Below are 19,193 nucleotides of genomic sequence, written 5' to 3'. Positions count from 1 at the left end.
GACGCGACATGACCGAAGCTGAACAGGGGCAGGCGACCGACATCGTGCCCGAGGCCGACGCCCGGCGCATCCAGGACGGCCGCCACCCCGACCCGTTCTCGATCCTTGGCCCGCACAAGCGGGGGCGTGCCACCTATGTCACCGCGTTCGATCCGGGCGCGGTGCGCATGGCCGCGGTGATCGGCAACAAGGAACACCCGCTCGAGCGCGTCACCGATGGCGTCGGGGTGTTCACCGGCAAAGTGCCCGGCGGCAAGCCGTATCACCTGCGCGGCTACGGCGCCGACGACAAGGCCTGGGACTACGAGGACGCCTATCGTTTCGGCCCCGTCATCGGCGAACAGGACGAATACTATCTGGGCGAAGGCACGCATCAGCGCATCTGGCAGGTGCTGGGCGCGCACGTGCGCGAGCACGAGGGCTGCGAAGGCACGCATTTCGCCGTCTGGGCGCCCAACGCACAGCGCGTGTCGGTCGTGGGCGGCTTCAATCACTGGGACGGGCGCCGCCATGTGATGCGCAAACGTGGTATGACCGGCGTCTGGGAAATCTTCGTGCCCGGCATCGTCGAGGGCGAGGTTTACAAGTACGAGATCGTCGGTCCCGACGGCGCGCTCCAGCCGCTGAAGGCCGATCCGGTCGGCTTCGGCAGCCAGCACCCGCCCGAGAATTCGAGCGTCGTGCGCGACATCCGCGGCTATGGCTGGCGCGACGACGACTGGATGTCCACGCGGGAGGACCGCAACGCTCGCACCGCCCCGATCTCGGTCTACGAGGTTCACCTGGGATCGTGGCGCCGCCGCTGGAACGAGGGCGGCCGCCCGCTGTCCTACAAGGAGGCCGCGGCCGAGCTGATCGATTACGTCCACGACATGGGCTTCACCCATATCGAGCTTCTGCCGATCAGCGAACACCCGTTCGACGGCTCGTGGGGTTATCAACCGGTGGGCCTGTTCGCGCCGACGATCCGGCACGGTCCCCCGCACGAATTCCGCGATCTGGTCGAGGCGGCGCATGAGAAGAACATCGGCGTGCTGCTGGACTGGGTGCCGGGGCACTTCCCGACTGACGCACACGGGCTGGCGACGTTCGACGGCACGCACCTCTACGAACACCAGGACCCGCGTGAGGGCTTCCACCAGGACTGGAACACCCTGATCTACAACTTCGGCCGGACCGAGGTGCGCAACTTCCTCGTCTCGAACGCGCTTTACTGGCTCGAGGAATACCACGTCGACGGCCTGCGCGTGGATGCCGTGGCCTCAATGCTGTACCGCGACTACTCGCGGAAAGAGGGGGAGTGGGTTCCGAACGTCCATGGCGGGCGCGAGAACTACGAAGCCATCGAGATGCTCCAGAAGGTGAACACCGTCGTCTACGGCGAGGAAGAGGGCGTGATGACGGTGGCCGAGGAGTCAACGTCGTTCCCCGGCGTCTCGCAGCCGGTGGACAACGGCGGGTTGGGCTTTGGCTACAAGTGGAACATGGGCTGGATGAACGACACGCTCGACTACATAAAGCGTGACCCGCTCTATCGCCAGCACCATCACCATCAGATGACGTTCGGCATCCACTATGCCTTCTCCGAGAACTTCATCCTGCCGATCAGCCACGACGAGGTCGTGCACGGGAAGGGCTCGATGCTTCAGCGGATGCCCGGCGACGGCTGGGAGCGGTTCGCGAACCTGCGCGCCTATTACGGCTTCATGTTCGGCCACCCGGGCAAGAAGCTGCTGTTCATGGGCTGCGAGTTCGCGCAGCCGGCCGAGTGGAACCACAGCGCCGAACTGGACTGGGCGGTTCTCGAGCGTCCGGAGCATGCCGGCATCCAGCGGCTGGTGCGCGATCTGAACACGGTCTACCGCCAGTACCGGGCATTGCACGCCAAGGATTGCGAGCCCGAAGGCTTTCAATGGGTCGAGGCGAACGACAGCGCGCACTCGGTCTATGCCTGGCTGCGCAGGGGCGGGAAGGACGATGCCGAGGCGATGGTCGTCTGCAACTTCACGCCGGTGGAGCGGTCTGGCTACCGGATCGGTCTGCCGCACACGGGCCGCTGGCGCGAGGTGATGAACACCGACGCGGCGATCTATGGCGGCGGCGACCGGGGCAACATGGGCGGCATCGACGCCGAGGAGGTCGGCTCGCAGGGGCAGCCCGCCTCGGCGCTGGTCACGATCCCGCCGCTCTCGACCCTCGTCTTCGTGCGCGAAACCTGAGCCCGCGTCGCGGCGGAGCGAATGCCTCCGCGATGCCCCCGTCGGTAACAAAAGCCTGTTTCAAAGGCCTCCCGGCGGGCTAGGCTTGTTACAAAAGGGAGGGAGTGAAGATGGCGAGACCGAACGCACGCCTGTCCAGCCGGAGCATGGCCTTCGTGCTGGCCGGGGGCCGGGGAAGCCGGCTGAAGGAACTGACCGACAACCGGGCAAAGCCCGCCGTCTATTTCGGCGGCAAGACCCGGATCATCGACTTCGCGCTGTCGAACGCGCTGAACTCGGGCATCCGGAAGATGGCGATCGCCACGCAGTACAAGGCGCACAGCCTGATCCGCCACTGCCAGCGTGGGTGGAACTTCTTCCGCGCCGAGCGGAACGAATACCTCGACATCCTGCCCGCTTCGCAGCGGGTGGCCGAGGACAAGTGGTACATCGGCACGGCAGACGCCGTGGCGCAGAACATCGACATCGTCGACAGCTACGGCATCGAGTACATCCTGATCCTCGCGGGCGACCACATCTACAAGATGGACTACGAGGTGATGATCCAGGAGCACGTCGACACCAATGCCGACGTGACCGTGGGGTGCCTGACGGTCCCTCGGGAAGAGGCCACGGCCTTCGGCGTGATGGATGTGGACGAAGATCTGCGCATCACGTCCTTCCTGGAAAAGCCCGCCGATCCGCCGGGCATCCCCGGCGATCCCGACCATGCGCTGGCGTCGATGGGCATCTACGTCTTCAAGTGGTCGTATCTGCGCGAATTGCTGCTGCACGACGCCGACGACGGCGACAGCAAGCACGACTTCGGCGGCGACATCATCCCGTACATCGTGCGCAACGGGCGGGCGCAGGCGCACCGCTACACCGACAGTTGCGTGAAGCAGAGCGCAGACACACCTGCCTACTGGCGCGACGTGGGGACGGTCGACGCGTATTGGAAGGCCAATATCGACCTGACGAACTTCACGCCGGACCTGGACCTCTGGGACAAGAACTGGCCCATCTGGACCTATTCCGAAAGCGTCCCGCCCGCGAAGTTCATCCACGACGAGGAGAACCGCCGCGGCAGCGCCGTGTCGTCGCTGGTCTCGGGCGGCTGCATCATCTCAGGGACCGAGGTACGGAATTCGCTGCTTTTCACGCAGGTGCACACCAACTCGTATTCGGCCCTCGATCACTCGGTTCTGCTGCCATACGTCAACGTCGCGCGGCATGCGCGGCTGACGAAGGCGGTGGTGGACGCGGGCGTTCAGATCCCCGAGGGGCTCGTGGTGGGAGAGGATCCGGAGGAGGACGCCAAGTGGTTCCGCGTGACCGACGGCGGCGTGACGCTGATCACCCATGACATGATCGACCGGTGGAACGCCGCGCAATGAAGCCCGTGCTGTCGGTCGCCTCGGAATGCGCGCCGCTGGTCAAGACCGGCGGACTGGCCGACGTGACCGGCGCGCTGCCCGCCGCCCTGCGAACGCAGGGCGTCGACATGCGCACGCTGCTGCCGGCCTATCCGCAGATCCGCAAGCAGGTCGAGATGGGCGAGACGGTGCTGGTCGAGGACGACCTGTTCGGCGGCCGCGCCGAACTGCGGCGGGCGCGTTTGGGGGCGCTCGACCTCTACCTGCTCGACGCGCCGCACCTCTTCGACCGCGAAGGCTCGATCTATCTCGGGCCGGACGGCGAGGACTGGCCGGACAACCCGGAGCGCTTCGCGGCCTTGTCGTGGATCGCGGCGCGGCTGGGGGCCGAGGGGCACGGCGACTGGGCGCCGCAGGTGGTGCATTGCCACGACTGGCAGGCAGGGCTGGCGCCGGTCTACCTGCACGCCATGGGTGCGGCCGGACGGGTGAAGACGGTCATCACCGTCCACAACGTCGCCTTCCAGGGCCTTGCGCCCGCCGACCGGCTGGATCGCCTGCGCCTGCCGCGCTGGGCGTGGCACCCCGACGGGCTGGAATACTGGGGGCAGATTTCGGCGCTCAAGGCCGGGCTGGTCTATGCCGACCGGCTGACCACGGTCAGCCCGACCTATGCGCGCGAACTCATGCGGCCCGAGTTCGGTATGGGGCTGGACGGGGTCCTGCGCGCCCGGCACGCGGACCTCTGCGGCATCCTCAACGGCATCGATGTCGAGGCGTGGGACCCGGCGGCAGACTCGGCCATCGTTCCATACCGCCAGCCGCGAGGAAAGGCGAAGAACCGGCGCGCGCTGCTCGACGAGTTCGGCCTGCCGGACGGCGACGGCCCCCTCGCCGTGGTGATCTCGCGCCTGACCGAGCAGAAGGGTCTCGACCTATTGCTCGACGTGCTGCCGCCGTTCCTGGGGCAGGGCGGACGCCTTGCGCTTCTGGGCTCGGGCAACCGCGCGTTCGAGGCGGCGTGGCGCGCGGCCTCCGACAGCTACGAGGGGCTTTCGGTCCGCATCGGCTACGACGAGACGCTGTCGCACCGCATGATCGCGGGCGGCGACGCCATCATCGTGCCCTCGCGGTTCGAGCCCTGCGGCCTGACGCAGCTCTACGGCTTGCGCTATGGCACCGTGCCGGTCGTGGCGCTGACCGGCGGGCTGGCCGATACGGTCATTCCCGCCAACGACGCCAGCCTCAGGCGCGGCGTCGCCACCGGAGTGCAGTTCGCTCCCGTTACGTCAGATGCGCTGGCCGACGCGCTGGGGCGTCTGTGCGAGCTTTACGCGCAGGACAAGCTCTGGGAAAAGCTTCAACGCAACGCGATGAAGCATCCGGTGGGCTGGGACGTCTCTGCCGCCGAGTATGCCGCGCTTTACGACAGACTCGGAACCCATACATGAGCCCGACTTTCACGATGAGCGCGGGGCGCCCGGCGCCCCTGGGCGCGACGTTCGACGGCGACGGCGTGAACTTCGCCGTCTTCTCGGAGCACGCGCGCCGCATGGTCGTCTGCCTCTTCTCGGACGACGGCAAGGACGAGATCGCCCGCCTTGACCTGCCCGAGCGCGACGGCGACGTTTGGCACGGCTACATCTCGGGCCTCAGGCCGGGACAGAAGTACGGCCTGCGCGCCCACGGACCCTACCGCCCCGACGAGGGCCACAGGTTCAACCCGCACAAGCTGTTGATCGACCCCTACGCCAAGCGGCTGACCGGCCATCCGGTTTGGAACGACGCACTGATGGGCTACCGCGCGGATTCGAGCCGCGCCGACCTGACCTTCGACACCCGCGACAGCGCGCCCTTCATGCCGCGCTGCGTGGTCGAGGACCCGGCTTTCTCGTGGGGCGAGGACATCGCGCCGCGCACCCCGGCGAAGGACACGATCGTCTACGAGGCGCATGTGAAGGGCCTGACGTGGACACATCCCGGGGTGGATGCGCCCGGCACCTTCCTCGGCCTCGCCTCGGACGCTATGCTCGAGCACTACACCAAGTTGGGGATCACGGCCGTCGAGCTTCTGCCGGCGCAGGCGTTCCTGAACGACCGGTTCCTCGTGGACAGGGGGCTGACGAACTACTGGGGCTATCAGACGCTCGGTTTCTTCGCGCCCGAGCCGCGCTATCTGGATCGGGGGCGGATCGCGGAATTCCAGCAGATGGTGGCGCGGCTGCACACCGCCGGGATCGAGGTCTTGATGGACGTGGTCTACAACCACACCGGCGAGGGCAACGAGATGGGCCCGACGCTCGCGTTCCGGGGCCTCGACAACGCGAGCTATTACCGGCTGATGCCGGACCCGCGCTACTACGTGAACGACACCGGCACCGGGAACACGGTGAACGTGGACCATCCCATGGTCCTGCGCATGATCATGGACAGCCTGCGGTATTGGGTGGAGGTGATGCACGTCGACGGGTTCCGCTTCGACCTGTGCTCGACGCTGGGCCGCGTGGGCGAGGGTGGCTTCGACCGCGGCGCAGCCTTCTTCGACGCCATTCGGCAGGACCCGGTGCTCACGCAGGTCAAGCTGATCGCCGAGCCGTGGGACATCGGGCCGGGCGGCTACCAGCTCGGGGCCTTCCCGCCGCCGTTCATGGAGTGGAACGACCGCTTCCGCGACACCGTGCGCCGCTTCTGGCGCAACGATCCCGGCACCGCGCCGGGGCTTGCCGACCGGCTGACCGGCTCGGCCACGCAGTTCGACCACTCGGGCCGTCCGGCCACGGCCTCGGTCAACCTGCTGACCGCGCACGACGGGTTTACGCTGCAGGACGTCGTGTCCTACGACCGCAAGCATAACGAGGCCAACGGCGAAGACGGGATGGACGGCCATGGCGAGAACTTCTCGCACAATCTCGGGGTCGAGGGGCCGACCGACGACGTGTCGATCCTGCGCGCGCGGGCGCAACGCAAGCGCAACATGATGGCGACGCTCCTGCTCAGCCAAGGCACGCCGATGATCCTGGCGGGCGACGAGCTGGGCAACACGCAGAAGGGCAACAACAACGCCTATTGCCAGGACAACGAGATCAGCTGGATCGACTGGTCCCAGGCCGACGACGCCTTCCTCGACTTCACCCGCCGCATGATCGCCTTCCGCAAGGCGCACCCGATCCTGCGGCAAAAGCTGTTCCTGCACTCGCGCGAGCGTGCCATCGACGGGCTCGAGGACCTGTTCTGGCGGCGCACCGACGGCCAGCCCATGTCCTCGTCCGACTGGGAGGATCCGGCGCTGTCGTGCCTGTGCGTCGAGCTGCGCACCGCGTCGGGCACGCCGCTTTACGGCGCGACCGAGACCGCGATCTTTGCCGTGTTCAACGCGGGCGAGGCCGAGCGCATCACGCTGCCCGAGGTGCCCGAGGGCATGCGCTGGGTGTGGGAAGTCGACACGACCCGGCCCGATGCGCTGCCGGGCGCCTGCTGCGGCGCCACGGTTCAGATGCCCGCCGATGCCGTCGCCGTCTTCGTCACGGAGGTTCAGCCATGACCGACGCCGCGCTCGAGACCCTGGCCCACCGGCTGGGTATCCTGCCCGAGTACCGGGATGTCAGCGGCGAGATGCGCCCGCTGTCGCCCGAGACGCAGGAGGCGTTGCTGCGCGCCATGGGCATCGACCCCGCCCGCGCCGCCGAAACGCTCGACGCGCTGGATGCGGAGGACGCCGCGCGGACCGTTCCGCTGTGGCAGGTGGTCGAAACCGACGCGCCGCTGCGGCTCGATGCGATCGGCGGCGAGGTCGAGTGGCGTTTGGAGCTCGAGGACGGCACCCTACGCGAAGGGCGCGGTCCCGAGATCGGGGCGCTGCCGCTGGGCATCCACCGGCTGTGGGTGAGCGACCAGTACGGCTGGCTTCTGTCCGCGCCCGCGCGCCTGCCCGAGCCCGAGCGCGGTTGGGGCGTCACTCTGCCGCTCTATGGCCTGCGCACGGCCGAGGAAGGCGGCGTCGGGACCTACGCCGACCTCAGGCACGCGGTCGCGTCGCTGGGCGCGGCGGGGGCGGATTTCGTGGGCCTCAACCCGATCCATGCTGGCTTTCCCACCGATCCCGGGGGCTTCAGCCCCTACGCGCCGTCAAGCCGCCGGCGCTTCTCGACGCTCCACATCGACGCTGCGGCGAACGCGGAGGCGGGCGAGCTGATCGATTATGCCCACGCGATCCCGGCGCAGCTTTCCGCGCTGGAGCATGCCTTCGCCAACCGCGACCCGGCCCCCGCCTTCGATGAGTGGCGCGAAGCCGAGGGCACGCCGCTGCGCCGCTTCGCGCTGCACCAGGCGCTGGCCGAGGTGCACGGCCCTCACTGGCCCGACTGGCCCGCGCCATTCCGCGACCCGTCGCACCCGGACGTGTCGGCCTTCGCCCAGGCGCATTCCGACCGCGTGACCTTTCACGCCTGGCTGCAATGGACAGCCGAACAGCAGCTGTCGCAGGTGCGCGACGCCGCCGCGCAGCAGGGAATGACCTTCGGTCTCTACCTCGACCTCGCCGTCGGCACCCATCCCGGCGGGGCCGAGACGTGGGCCGAGCGGGACCTGTTTGCCCATGACGTGTCGCTGGGTGCGCCGCCCGACGCCTTTTCGCCCGGCGGGCAGGCCTGGGGGCTCGCGCCGCTTCAGCCGCGCGCGTTGGCCGAGCAGGGCTTCCGCCCGCTGGCCGAGATCCTGCGCGCGCAGCTCAAGTTCGCGCGGCTTCTTCGGATCGACCACATCCTGGGTTTCGAGCGGACGTTCTGGGTGCCGGACGGCGACGTGCCCGGCGGTTATGTCGCGATGCCGAAAGAGGCGCTGCTGGCGGTGGCGCGGATCGAGGCGACGCGCGTGGGCGCCGCCATCATCGGCGAGGACTTGGGCAACATCCCCGAGGGCCTGCACCGCGACCTGGAAGGCGCGGGCATCTTCGGCTGCCGGGTCGCCATGTTCGAACAGGAATGGGACGCGCCGCAACCGACCTTCAAGCCCGCCGATCACTACGACGCCCACGTGCTCACCTCGTTTTCGACCCACGACCTGCCGACGTGGAAGGGCTGGCGGGCCGAGCGCGACATCGACTGGCGCCAGGACATCGGCACGATCACGTCGGAAAGCGCGGACGAGATGCGCGTGCGCCGGCGCGAAGAGGTGGCTGCGCTCGACCACCTGACCGGCGACGGCGAGGACGTGCAGGCGATCCACGGCCTTCTGGCGCGCACGCCGTCTCGGCTTGTCGCCGTGCAGATCGAGGATATCCTTGGGGCAACGGAACAACCGAACCTGCCCGGCACCGTCTACGAGCATCCGAACTGGCGGCGCCGTCTTCCCATGCGTGCCGGAGCGCTGGGCGACGTGGATGCGCTTCGCGCGACGGCGGCGCTGATGCGGGATGCAGGACGCTAAAGACGAAGGGGACAGCCAATGGAACGCCTGACCGTGAAGACCCGGCCGATCGAGGGCCAGAAGCCCGGCACGAGCGGCCTGCGGAAAAAGACGCACACCTTCATGGAGCCGCACTATCTCGAGAATTTCGTCCAGTCGATCTGGACGGGCATCGGCGGCGTCGAGGGCAAGACGCTGGTCCTGGGCGGCGACGGTCGCTACTTCAACGACCGCGCCGCGCAGGTGATCCTGCGCATGGCCGCGGCCTCGGGCGCGAAGAAGGTGATCGTGGGGCAGGGGGCGCTGCTGTCCACGCCCGCCGCGTCCAACCTGATCCGCAAGCGGCAGACCGACGGCGGCATCATCATGTCGGCCAGCCACAACCCCGGCGGTCCCGAGGAGGATTTCGGCGTGAAGTTCAACACCCCCAACGGCGGCCCCGCGCCGGAGGAGGTGACCAACCGGATCTTCGAGGCCACCAAGACGATCGAAACCTACGAAATCCTCGAGGCGCACGACGTCGATCTCGCCATCCTCGGCAACAAGACCCTTGGCGACATGGAGGTCGAGGTCGTCGATCCCGTCGCCGACTACGCCGAGTTGATGCGAAGCCTGTTCGACTTCGACGCGATCGCGAAGCTCTTCGCCTCGGGCTTCACCATGCGGTTCGACGCCATGCACGCGATCACCGGCCCCTATGCCTGCGCGATCCTCGAAGGGACGCTTGGCGCGCCGGGCGGCACCGTCGTGAACTCGGTCCCCAGCCCCAACTTCGGCGGCGGGCATCCCGACCCGAACCCGATCTGGGCGAAAGGCCTCGTGGACCTGATGATGGAGCCCGAGGCACCCGACTTCGGCGCGGCCTCGGACGGGGATGGCGACCGCAACATGATCCTCGGCCGCGGCATCTATGTCACGCCCTCGGACAGCCTGGCCGTCCTCGCCGCCAACGCCCATCTCGCGCCGGGCTACAAGGACGGGCTGAAGGGCGTGGCGCGCTCGATGCCGACCTCGCGCGCCGTGGACCGCGTCGCGTCGAAGATGGGCCTCGACTGCTACGAGACGCCCACGGGCTGGAAGTTCTTCGGCAACCTCCTCGATGCCGGACGCGCCACGCTCTGCGGCGAGGAAAGCGCCGGGACGGGCAGCGACCACGTGCGCGAGAAGGACGGCCTGTGGGCGGTGCTGCTGTGGCTCAATATCCTCGCCGCCACGGGCAAGTCGGTGCAGCAGATCATGCACGATCACTGGGAATCCTTCGGTCGCAACGTCTATTCCCGCCACGACTACGAAGGCGTCGACGCCGACCGCGCCGCCGCCCTGATGGAGACGCTGCGCACGCGGCTCGACACGCTGCCGGGCCAAAGCTTCGCCGGACGCACGGTCGAGGCGGCGGACGAGTTCTCGTACGAGGACCCGGTCGACGGCTCGCGCGCCAGTGGGCAGGGCATCCGCGTGATGTTCGAGGGCGGCGGCCGCGTCGTCTTCCGCCTTTCAGGCACGGGCACCGTCGGCGCGACGCTGCGCGTGTACCTCGAGGACGAGATGGACGACCCGGCGCGCTTTGGCGAGGACACGCAGAAGGCGCTGTCCGACATCGCCGTCGCGGCGGACGAGATCGCCGGGATCAGGGAGCATACGGGCCGCGACGCGCCCGACGTGCGCACCTGAACAAGGCCGAGCCAGCCACAGACAAGAACGACAGGGGGCCATCCGCATGTCGCTCAAGACCCGCGTGACCGCAGACCGAGACACCGCCGAGGGGCTGGCCGACCGCTGTCGGCAGCTTCTGACCGAGTCACCCAGCGCGTTCGAGGCGCACCAGCAGATCGCGCGCATCCTGGGCGGCCAGGTCGACGGCGAGACCGCGACCTTCGGCTTCTGGACGCCCGAGCTTCTCGACCACCGCATCCCCGACGGCGACGTGTTCCTGGAGCTGCTGTCGCCGCTCGACCCGCTGGACCTGACGCGCGCGCACCAGGAGGTGCGGTTCGAGCGTGTGTACCTGCCGGTCGCGCGGTACGAGTCGCACACCTTCGCCGCCGCCCACGGCGTCCGCGCCGGGCGGCGCGATCAGGGCGGCGACTTCTATACGCTGGTCTGGCGCGACGCCAACGACGAATGGCACCGCATCCTCGACCCACTGGCGATGTCTCTGCCCTTCGGTGCCTTCGCCCCGGCCGAGTTGTACGACGTTGGCGCGATGCAGGCGGCGCGACGCGACAAGGCGTACTTCCAGGAGCTCAAGCGCGACGAGCCGTACAAGTTCGCGCCGCCCACCAACATCCTTCAGATCCACGTGCCCACCGCCACTGCCGGCGGCACGCTCGCCAGCCTGACCCGCCAGTTCGAGCGCCTGGCCGAGCGGCTGAGAAACGACCTGCCCCCTGACCCGCTGGACGAGATCTACCTGGGCTACGACGCGGTGCAGTTGCTGCCGGTCGAGCCGACGACCGTTTACGAGACGGGGCCGGGCTTCTGGGAGGAAACGGGCGGCGATGCGGACGCCGTGTCGGTGACGCTGACGCGGCCCGACACGACGAACTGGGGCTACGACATCGTCATCTCGGGCATGGGCACGGTGAACCCGGTGCTGCTGGAGTCGGGTCGCCCGGACGAGCTGGTGGATTTCGCCGCTGCGCTGCACAACTTCCCCACGCGGCCCAAGATGCTGGTGCTCGACGTGGTGTTCGGCCACTCGGACAACCAAGGCCTGAACGCGCTGAACTCGCACTTCTTCGCGGGTCCGAACATGTATGGGCAGAACCTCGACTACAAGAACCCGGCGGTGCGGGCGATCCTGCTCGAGATGCAGCGTCGCAAGGTGGATTTCGGCGCCGACGGCGTGCGCGTGGACGGGGCGCAGGACTTCAAGTGGTGGGACTACACCGCACAAGAGCTCAAGCACGACGACGATTACCTGCAATCGATGTCCGACATCGTGCAGGAGGTCGCCGGCACCGAGTTCCGCCCCTGGTTCGTGTTCGAGGATGGCCGCCCCTGGCCGCAGGAGGACTGGGAGCTCTCCTCGACCTACCGCGCGGTGATCGAGGGGCAGATCGACCCGGACGTGTTCCAGTGGGGCCCGCTGACCTTCGCCCATAACACGCCGTTCATCTACGGGTTCTGGCTGTCTAAGTTCTGGCGCATCCGCGAGATGCTGGAGGTGGGCGAGAACTGGATCAGCGGCACGGCGAACCACGACACGCTGCGCCGGGGCACGCAGGTGAACCCGAAGCTGAACATCAACACGCGCCTCGGCGACACGAAGATGGAGATCCTCGAGAAGGCCTACGACAACCCGGCCGTGGCGATGCTGACCTATGCCGCGTTCCCGGGCGTGCCCATGGATTTCCTCAACGCCACCGCGCGGGCCAACTGGGGCTTCATCCGCAACCAGGACGACAAGTACGGCGTGAAGGTCGTGGCCGAGGAGGCGATCTCGCTCAAGTGGCAGGTGGACGAGTACAGCTACTCGATCCCCAACAACTTCAAGCGGCTCAAGGCGCTGGGATACGAGACGCGCGAGGACTTGGCGCGGTTCTTCGACTTCCTTCCGGCGCTGGTGGAGGTCACGGACTACGACCTCGATCACATCGCCAAGCTTCTCAACGAGGTCGAGCCGCCGCTCGCCGGGCCGGACCGCTTCACGGTCCCCGAACTCAAGACCATCGCGCGGGCCTGGATGGACGATATGCACGAGTATTGCAATGTTTCAAACTCCGTCTCGCAGCTCGACTCGCGGCAGACGGGGTTCATGCTTTCCCTGCGCAACTTCCGGCGTGAGAACGCGTGGCTGCGCCACAATCTCGGGCCCGAGGATCACTTCGACTACCTGCGTCCCGTGGACGGTCGCGTACTGTTCACCAGCTACCGCAAGTCCCCGGAGGGCCGGCAGGTCTATACCATCACGCACATGGAAGGCGGCGACAGCGGTGAGTTCGATCCCCTGCGCCTGAAGATCCCGGGCCTGCAGGGCGCCAACTGGAAGCTCGCGCTGAAGACGCCGAATATCGGGGACGAGTATGTCGGCGGCCCGATCATCCTGCGCGACAGCATGGGGCTGGTCTTCGTTCGGGACGAATAGGCAGTGTCGCGGCAGGCGTCGTCGGCTGCGGGGCCGATGACGCCGGACCGTGCTTGCTGGCCCTTACTGCTCGGCCAGTGCCGCCAGGTGAGCCGCGCAGCCGACGAGGGCGGCATAGTCGTCCTCGACAACGTGGACCGCGAAGTTCGACATGAAGCCGGCGAACCGGCCTTTCTCGCGGAAGGACTCGTCGAAGTCGAACGGCTTGTACCAGAGCGAGATCGCGCGGGCCATGCCACCGATCAGGTACACGCCGCCGAAGGGAAGGGTCTGGAGCGCGAGGTTGCCCGCCACGGTGCCCAGCATGCGGATGAAGACACGCACCGCCTCTTCCGCCCGGGGATCGCTGCCCTCGGTCAGCGCGGCGATGATCGCGCGCCCGCTCAGCTCGCGCGGGTCGCCCGCCTCGTGCCCCAGCCAGCGATAGACGCGCTCGAGCCCGCGGCCGGACAGCACGTCCTCGACCGCCGGGAAGCCGTGCGCGGTTTCGACGAACTTGCACAATCGCAGCTCGGCCTCGGTCCGGATGGGCAGGTTTGCGTGGCCCGCCTCGGCCGGCGGGACATAGCGGCCGGCCCCGGTGTCGTAGACCGGCGCCGCGTTGAAGCCGGTGCCGATGCCGATCACCAGCTTCGCCGCGCCCGGGGCCGGGGCGGGGCCGGGTATGACCGTCTGGAGGTTCTCGGCCGCGATGTGGTCGAGCGCGTGGCCCTGCGCCTGCAGATCGTTCAGGATCGACACCCGCTCGGCGCGCGTGGCGCGGATCAGCGTGTCGCGATCGATGGTCCAGTCGAGGTTGGTCATCGTGGCGCGGCCCTCGTGCACGGGGCCCGCCGCCGCCACGCAGGCGCCGGCGCAGTCCACGTCGTCCTCCTCGGCGATGAAGGCGCGCAGCACGCTTTCCAGCCCCGGATAATCGGCGTTGCGGTAGCGCCGCACCGTCTCGGGCAGGATCGTGCGTCCGCGCGCCAGGGCGCAACGCGTGTTCGTGCCGCCGATATCGGCGACGAGGGTGAAGATATCGGGCTCGCGCGCCATCAGGACCTCGGGTTGCCTCACCGCGCCAGTGCGCGGGCGAGTTCGTGGTAGGATGCTTTCGGGGTGCGCTTCAAGCTGTCGAAGTCGACGTGCACCAGCCCGAAGCGCTTGTCGTACCCCAGCGCCCACTCGTAGTTGTCCAGAAGCGACCACGTGAAGTAGCCCTTCACCGGCACGCCGTCGTCGATGGCGCGCTTCACCCGCTCCAGGTGCGCGTCGATGTAGTCGATCCGCGCCTGGTCCTTCACCTCGCCGTTCACCAGCCGGTCGGCGTTGGCCATGCCGTTCTCGGTGACATAGAGGGGCACGTCGCGGGTATAGGCGCCGTGGACGCGGGTCAGCAGGTTGTAGAGCCCGTCGGGGAAGATCTCCCACCCCATCTCGGTCTTGGGCAATGGGCCCTCGACCTCGTGATGCGATGGCCAGGGCCCGTTGTCGGGCGCGATGAGCTTGCGGGTGTAATAGTTCATTCCGCACCAGTCGACCGGCTGACCGATCAGGTCGAAGTCGTTCTCCCAGCCCTTGGGCAAGTGCGGGCCCAGCCCCTCGAGCACGTCCTCGGGGTACGAGCGGTTGAAGATGCCCGACAGGAAAAAGCGGTTGTAATAGCCGTCGTAGAGCCGCGCGGCCTTCTGCGCGGCGGGGCTGTCGTCGGCGGGCACGGCGTACTCGAAATTACAGACCGCGCCCAGGTTCTTCATGCCCAGTCCGCGCATCACCTCGATCGACCGGCCGTGGGCCAGCAGGACGTGGTGCATGGCGCGGGCGGTGGCACGGATGTCGCGCAGGCCTGGCGCCTGCAGCCCTAGGAAGTGGCTGAGCCAAGACACGCACCACGGTTCATTGATCGGCGCGGCCGACCAGACGCGATCGCCGATCCGCTCCATGATCACCTGCGTGAAGTCGCCGAACCACTTCGGAATGTCCGCATTCGCCCAGCCGCCCATGTCCGCCAGCGTCGAGGGCAGTTCCCAGTGATAGAGGGTCGCGGCCGGTTTCAGCCCGCGTTCCAGCATCCCGTCCACCAGCCGGTCATAGAAGTCGAGCCCGCGGGCGTTCGGCTGGCCGCGCCCCTCGGGCATCACGCGCGCCCACGAGGTCGAGAAGCGGTAGACGTCGAAGCTCGCGTCGCGCAGGAGGTCGAGGTCTTCTTCCCAGCGGTTGTAGTGATCGCAGGCGCGCGCCCCGTCTTCGGCCCGCACGACGTTGCCGGGCGTGGCGGCGAAGGTGTCCCAGTGGGTGCGGCCGGCGCCCCCTTGGGCGTGCCCCTCGATCTGGTAGCTGGATGTGGCCGCCCCGAAGAGGAAGCCTTCGGGGAAATCGGTGCGGCTGTGTCTCATGCGTCAGTCCCGTTGCGTTGCGGTGATCCGCCAGTCGGCGGCGGGGGCCGGGCCCGTGGAGCGCCCGACCAGGAAATCGGCCTCGAGCAGTTCACGCATCGGCGCGCGCGTGCGATCGGCGATGAGGTCGATCAGCATCTGCGCGCATTTCCTCCCGTGATCCCGCACGGAGGAATGCAGCGCGGTGAAGGTGGGTTCCGGCGTCGAGGTGCGGAAGTAGGACAGGTCGTCGTCGTGCGTGATCACCGACACGTCGCGCCCCAAGGCAAGCCCGCGATCCTGGATCGCCCGCCGCACGCCCATCGCGACGATCATAGACGAGGTGAGGAAGGCGGTCGGTGGGTCGGGCGCGTCCAGCATCTCGGCGGCGGCGTCGTGGCCGTAGAACTCGGTCATCTCGTCCCCGCGCACCAGCGCCGGGTCGAAGGGGAGGCCGGCCGCGTCGAGCGCGCGGCGATAGCCGTCCTCGCGCCGGATGGCGAAGTCGAGCTCGGGCAGGCCGTTGATCAGCGCGATGCGCCGGTGGCCGAGGTCGATCAGGAAGCTCGTCGCCCGCTCGAACCCGCGGCGGTTGTTGGTGTCGAGCCAGGAATAGCCGTCGCCCTCGTCCACGCCGGGAAAGCGGCCGTGCACGACGAAAGGCACGTCCAGCTTCCTGAGCAGCGCCAGTCGCGGGTCTTCCGCGCGCGGGGCGTGCACGATCATCCCGTCCACCGTGTTGCGCGCGGCGAGCCCGCGATACGCGTTCGCCTCTTCGGGGTCGCTGACCACCGACAGCAGCATGTCGTAGCCCGCCTTCTGGTACGTCTCGCCCGCGCCGGCGATGAAGTCGGCGAAGACGGGGTTTACCATCTCGTGCTTGGTCGACATCGGGATGACGTGCGCGATGGTCATCGTGCGGCCGGTCGCCAGGCTCTTGGCGCGGGTGTTGGGACGGTAGTCATGGCGCAGCGCCGCCGCCTCGACGCGCTTGCGCGTCGCCTCGCTGACCTCGGGATAGCCGTTGAGCGCCCGGCTTACCGTGGTCTGGGACAGGCCAAGTGTCTTCGACAACTCACGCAGGTTCATGTGGGGGCGGGCATCCAAAGCGCTTGCAGACGCGACCGAGCGTACCGGCGGCAGGACACGAGGTCAAAGCCCCGCCGCCGCCGCGCCGCGGCATGACTGCCGACGCAAAACCCTGCGTTTGCTTAACCTTGCCAAGCGTGAAGATGAGGCTCTATCACTAGTGCGTGACGGTCGTATCGTCCAAAGCGCTTTGACAGAACATGCGGGGCGCACCGTTGTGTGGCGGCGGCCGAACCGTGTAAAATCGGGAGGATTTGCAATGAAGACAATGCTTTTCGCGGGGGCCGCGACGCTGGCCCTCGGCACCGGGATGGCCGTGGCGCAGAACCTCGAGTTCGAGCCGGGCAGCGGCGAATTCAACTGGGACAGCTTCGATCAGTTCGCCGGGCAGTACGACCTCAGCGGCCAGTCGATCGAAATTACCGGCCCCTGGACCGGGCTCGACAGCGACCTGTTCACCAGCGTGACCGCCTACTTCGAGGAGGCGACGGGCGCCACCGTCAACTATTCCGGCTCCGACAGCTTCGAGCAGGACATCGTCATCTCGACCGAGGCGGACTCGGCCCCGAACATCGCCGTGTTCCCGCAGCCGGGCCTGGCTTCGGACCTCGCTTCTCGAGGTGAACTGACGCCGCTTGGAGAGGAAACGGCAGACTGGATTCGCGAGAATTATGCCGCCGGCGACAGCTGGGTGGACCTCGCCACTTTCGCGGGCCCGGACGGGGAAGAGCAGCTTTACGTCTTTCCGTACAAGATCGACGTGAAATCCATCGTCTGGTACGTGCCCGAGGCCTTCGAGGAAATGGGTTACGAGATCCCCGAGACGATGGAGGAGCTCAAGGACCTCACCCAGCAAATCGTGGATGATGGCGGCACGCCGTGGTGCATCGGCTTGGGTTCGGGCGCGGCGACCGGCTGGCCGGCGACCGACTGGGTCGAGGACATGATGCTGCGCACGCAGCCGCCCGAGGTCTATGACCAGTGGGTGACCAACGAGATTCCGTTCGACGACCCGGCGGTGGTGAACGCGATCGAGGAATACGGCTGGTTCTCCCGCAACGACGATTTCGTCAGCGGCGGCGCCGAGGCGGTGGCCAGCACCGATTTCCGCGACGCGCCTAGCGGGCTCTTCCAGTTCCCGCCCGAGTGCTACATGCACAAGCAGGCGACGTTCATCCCGACCTTCTTCCCCGAGGGCACCGAAGTGGGCCTCGACGTCGACTTCTTCTACTTCCCAGCCTACGAGGAACAGGACCTCGGCCGTCCGGTGCTGGGCGCGGGCACGATGTTCGCCATCACGAACGACAGCGAAGCGGCGCAGGCGTTCGTCGAGTTCCTCAAGACACCCATCGCGCACGAGATCTGGATGGCGCAGTCGGGCTTCCTGACGCCCTATGCCGACGCCAACCCGGCTGTGTTCCCGTCGGACGTGCAGCGCAACCTCAACCAGATCCTGACCGAAGCCACGACCTTCCGCTTCGACGCCTCGGACCTGATGCCGGGTGAAATCGGCGCGGGCGCCTTCTGGACCGGGATGGTCGACTACCAGACCGGTGCCGGGGCCGAGGACGTGACCGGGCAGATCCAGGACCGCTGGGAACAGATCCAGTGACGCTGCGGTGCACCTGACGTGCTAGGCTGACGACACGGGCGCCGGCGATCCCGCCGGCGCCCACATAAAAAAGGCAGCGGGGGAGGCGCGCCATGAACCCGATCTTCCAGGGTGTTCTGACGATCGTCATCGGCGTGGGCGGCTGTATCGCCTATTTCTACTTATCAAATTTCATCCTCGACCGGTTCATCTTCCCGGCCAAGGGCAAGGATCCGGGGAAGAACATCAACCGGGCCAATCAGGTACGCCCATGGCTGTTCATGTTCCCCGCCGTCTTCGCGCTGGGGTTGTACCTGGCCTACCCGGTCGTGGGCTCGTTCTGGCGGTCGCTCTACAACCGCTCGGGGGACGAGTTCATCGGCTTCGGCAACTACGCCAACCTGTTCGCCAGCGATGAATTCCAGACGGCGTTCTTCAACAACATCCTGTGGATCCTCTTCGTGCCCGCCGCCTCAACCTTCCTGGGGCTGCTGGCGGCGCAGCTGACCGACAAGCTGCGCTGGGGCAACATCGCCAAGTCGCTGATCTTCATGCCGATGGCGATTTCGTTCGTCGGCGCCTCGCTGATATGGAAGTTCGTCTACGCCGTGGACGAGGATATCGGCCTGATCAACGCGGTGCGAGACAGTTTCGGGATGGAGCCGCTGGACGTCCTCCAGATCCCGTTCTGGAACAACTTCTTCCTGATGGTGATCCTGATCTGGATCCAGACGGGCTTCGCCATGGTGATCCTCTCGGCCGCGCTGCGAGGTATCCCCGAGGAGACCATTGAGGCCGCGATCATCGACGGGGCGAACCCGTTCCAGCTGTTCTTCAAGATCATGGTGCCGCAGATCATGGGTACGATCGTCGTGGTCTGGACGACCATCACGGTGCTCGTGCTCAAGGTGTTCGATATCGTCTACACGATGACGGGGGGCAATTTCGGCACCGACATCCTGCCCAGCTACATGATGAGTTTCATGTTCCGCGACGACGGGCGCGCGACCGCCGTGGCCTTCGTCATCATGATCGTGGTGCTGCCGGTGATGATCTGGAACATCCGACAGGCCCGCAAGGAATTGCGCTGAG

At 67.4% G+C, this 19,193-nt stretch carries 12 protein-coding genes; 9 read left to right on the top strand and 3 right to left on the bottom strand.

The window, feature by feature from the left end; translation table 11 throughout:
* Positions 1–8: 8 nt before the first annotated feature.
* The 7 genes from glgB (at position 9) to gghA (ending at position 13,064) form a co-directional block, all read left to right on the top strand.
* Entirely contained in the window at positions 9–2,219 is a 2,211-nt protein-coding gene (gene glgB, locus BM162_RS11780; RefSeq protein ID WP_093422044.1) for a 1,4-alpha-glucan branching protein GlgB, read from the top strand.
* A 110-nt stretch (positions 2,220–2,329) separates the two neighbouring features.
* Entirely contained in the window at positions 2,330–3,595 is a 1,266-nt protein-coding gene (gene glgC / locus BM162_RS11775) for a glucose-1-phosphate adenylyltransferase (RefSeq protein WP_093422041.1), read from the top strand.
* Complete coding sequence (gene glgA, locus BM162_RS11770; RefSeq protein WP_093422101.1) at positions 3,592–5,025, top strand: glycogen synthase GlgA; 1,434 nt, start codon at positions 3,592–3,594, stop codon at positions 5,023–5,025. The genes glgC and glgA overlap by 4 nt, the downstream gene beginning before the upstream one ends.
* Positions 5,022–7,115 carry a glycogen debranching protein GlgX gene (gene glgX / locus BM162_RS11765; protein ID WP_093422039.1) on the top strand — a complete coding sequence of 698 codons (2,094 nt, stop codon included), beginning with the start codon at positions 5,022–5,024 and terminating at the stop codon, positions 7,113–7,115. The genes glgA and glgX overlap by 4 nt, the downstream gene beginning before the upstream one ends.
* Positions 7,112–8,998 (top strand): 4-alpha-glucanotransferase, encoded by a 1,887-nt coding sequence (malQ, locus tag BM162_RS11760; RefSeq protein WP_093422037.1) that lies wholly within the window; start codon positions 7,112–7,114, stop codon positions 8,996–8,998. Before glgX ends, malQ begins: the two co-directional genes overlap by 4 nt.
* A gap of 18 nt (positions 8,999–9,016) precedes the next feature.
* Complete coding sequence (locus BM162_RS11755) at positions 9,017–10,648, top strand: alpha-D-glucose phosphate-specific phosphoglucomutase (protein ID WP_093422035.1); 1,632 nt, start codon at positions 9,017–9,019, stop codon at positions 10,646–10,648.
* Positions 10,649–10,694: 46 nt separating this feature from the next.
* Positions 10,695–13,064 carry a glucosylglycerol hydrolase gene (gghA, locus tag BM162_RS11750; RefSeq protein WP_093422032.1) on the top strand — a complete coding sequence of 790 codons (2,370 nt, stop codon included), beginning with the start codon at positions 10,695–10,697 and terminating at the stop codon, positions 13,062–13,064.
* Positions 13,065–13,127: 63 nt separating this feature from the next.
* On the opposite strand, the gene BM162_RS11745 is transcribed toward gghA, so the two are convergent.
* From BM162_RS11745 to BM162_RS11735, 3 genes are read right to left on the bottom strand one after another with little or no spacing between them, the layout of a single operon-like run.
* Positions 13,128–14,102: a glucokinase gene (locus tag BM162_RS11745; RefSeq protein WP_093422029.1), complete on the bottom strand. Its 975-nt coding sequence runs from the start codon at positions 14,100–14,102 to the stop codon at positions 13,128–13,130.
* Between the two features lie 17 nt (positions 14,103–14,119).
* The gene (locus tag BM162_RS11740; RefSeq protein ID WP_093422027.1) at positions 14,120–15,442 is read right to left on the bottom strand and encodes a GH1 family beta-glucosidase; all 1,323 of its coding nucleotides are present in this window, start codon (positions 15,440–15,442) and stop codon (positions 14,120–14,122) included.
* A gap of 3 nt (positions 15,443–15,445) precedes the next feature.
* A complete protein-coding gene (locus BM162_RS11735) occupies positions 15,446–16,510 on the bottom strand; it encodes a LacI family DNA-binding transcriptional regulator (RefSeq protein ID WP_093422024.1) in 1,065 nt (354 codons plus the stop codon).
* 259 nt (positions 16,511–16,769) lie between these two features.
* Between BM162_RS11735 and BM162_RS11730 the strand changes: the two genes are divergently transcribed.
* Together BM162_RS11730 and BM162_RS11725 are read left to right on the top strand one after the other, a co-directional pair.
* Positions 16,770–18,122 carry an ABC transporter substrate-binding protein gene (locus BM162_RS11730; protein ID WP_093422022.1) on the top strand — a complete coding sequence of 451 codons (1,353 nt, stop codon included), beginning with the start codon at positions 16,770–16,772 and terminating at the stop codon, positions 18,120–18,122.
* Positions 18,123–18,214: 92 nt separating this feature from the next.
* Complete coding sequence (locus tag BM162_RS11725) at positions 18,215–19,192, top strand: carbohydrate ABC transporter permease (RefSeq protein WP_093422020.1); 978 nt, start codon at positions 18,215–18,217, stop codon at positions 19,190–19,192.
* Position 19,193 lies beyond the last annotated feature (1 nt).

Source organism: Tranquillimonas alkanivorans, from assembly GCF_900115595.1.
In the GTDB taxonomy this organism is placed as follows: domain Bacteria; phylum Pseudomonadota; class Alphaproteobacteria; order Rhodobacterales; family Rhodobacteraceae; genus Tranquillimonas; species Tranquillimonas alkanivorans.
This window is presented reverse-complemented; position numbering and strand designations above follow the sequence as displayed.

Coding starts and splice junctions, on each gene's coding strand:
- glgB (WP_093422044.1), top strand. CDS start 9: ATGACCGAAGCTGAACAGGGGCAGGCGACCGACATCGTGCCCGAGGCC.
- glgC (WP_093422041.1), top strand. CDS start 2,330: ATGGCGAGACCGAACGCACGCCTGTCCAGCCGGAGCATGGCCTTCGTG.
- glgA (WP_093422101.1), top strand. CDS start 3,592: ATGAAGCCCGTGCTGTCGGTCGCCTCGGAATGCGCGCCGCTGGTCAAG.
- glgX (WP_093422039.1), top strand. CDS start 5,022: ATGAGCCCGACTTTCACGATGAGCGCGGGGCGCCCGGCGCCCCTGGGC.
- malQ (WP_093422037.1), top strand. CDS start 7,112: ATGACCGACGCCGCGCTCGAGACCCTGGCCCACCGGCTGGGTATCCTG.
- BM162_RS11755 (WP_093422035.1), top strand. CDS start 9,017: ATGGAACGCCTGACCGTGAAGACCCGGCCGATCGAGGGCCAGAAGCCC.
- gghA (WP_093422032.1), top strand. CDS start 10,695: ATGTCGCTCAAGACCCGCGTGACCGCAGACCGAGACACCGCCGAGGGG.
- BM162_RS11745 (WP_093422029.1), bottom strand. CDS start 14,102: ATGGCGCGCGAGCCCGATATCTTCACCCTCGTCGCCGATATCGGCGGC.
- BM162_RS11740 (WP_093422027.1), bottom strand. CDS start 15,442: ATGAGACACAGCCGCACCGATTTCCCCGAAGGCTTCCTCTTCGGGGCG.
- BM162_RS11735 (WP_093422024.1), bottom strand. CDS start 16,510: ATGAACCTGCGTGAGTTGTCGAAGACACTTGGCCTGTCCCAGACCACG.
- BM162_RS11730 (WP_093422022.1), top strand. CDS start 16,770: ATGAAGACAATGCTTTTCGCGGGGGCCGCGACGCTGGCCCTCGGCACC.
- BM162_RS11725 (WP_093422020.1), top strand. CDS start 18,215: ATGAACCCGATCTTCCAGGGTGTTCTGACGATCGTCATCGGCGTGGGC.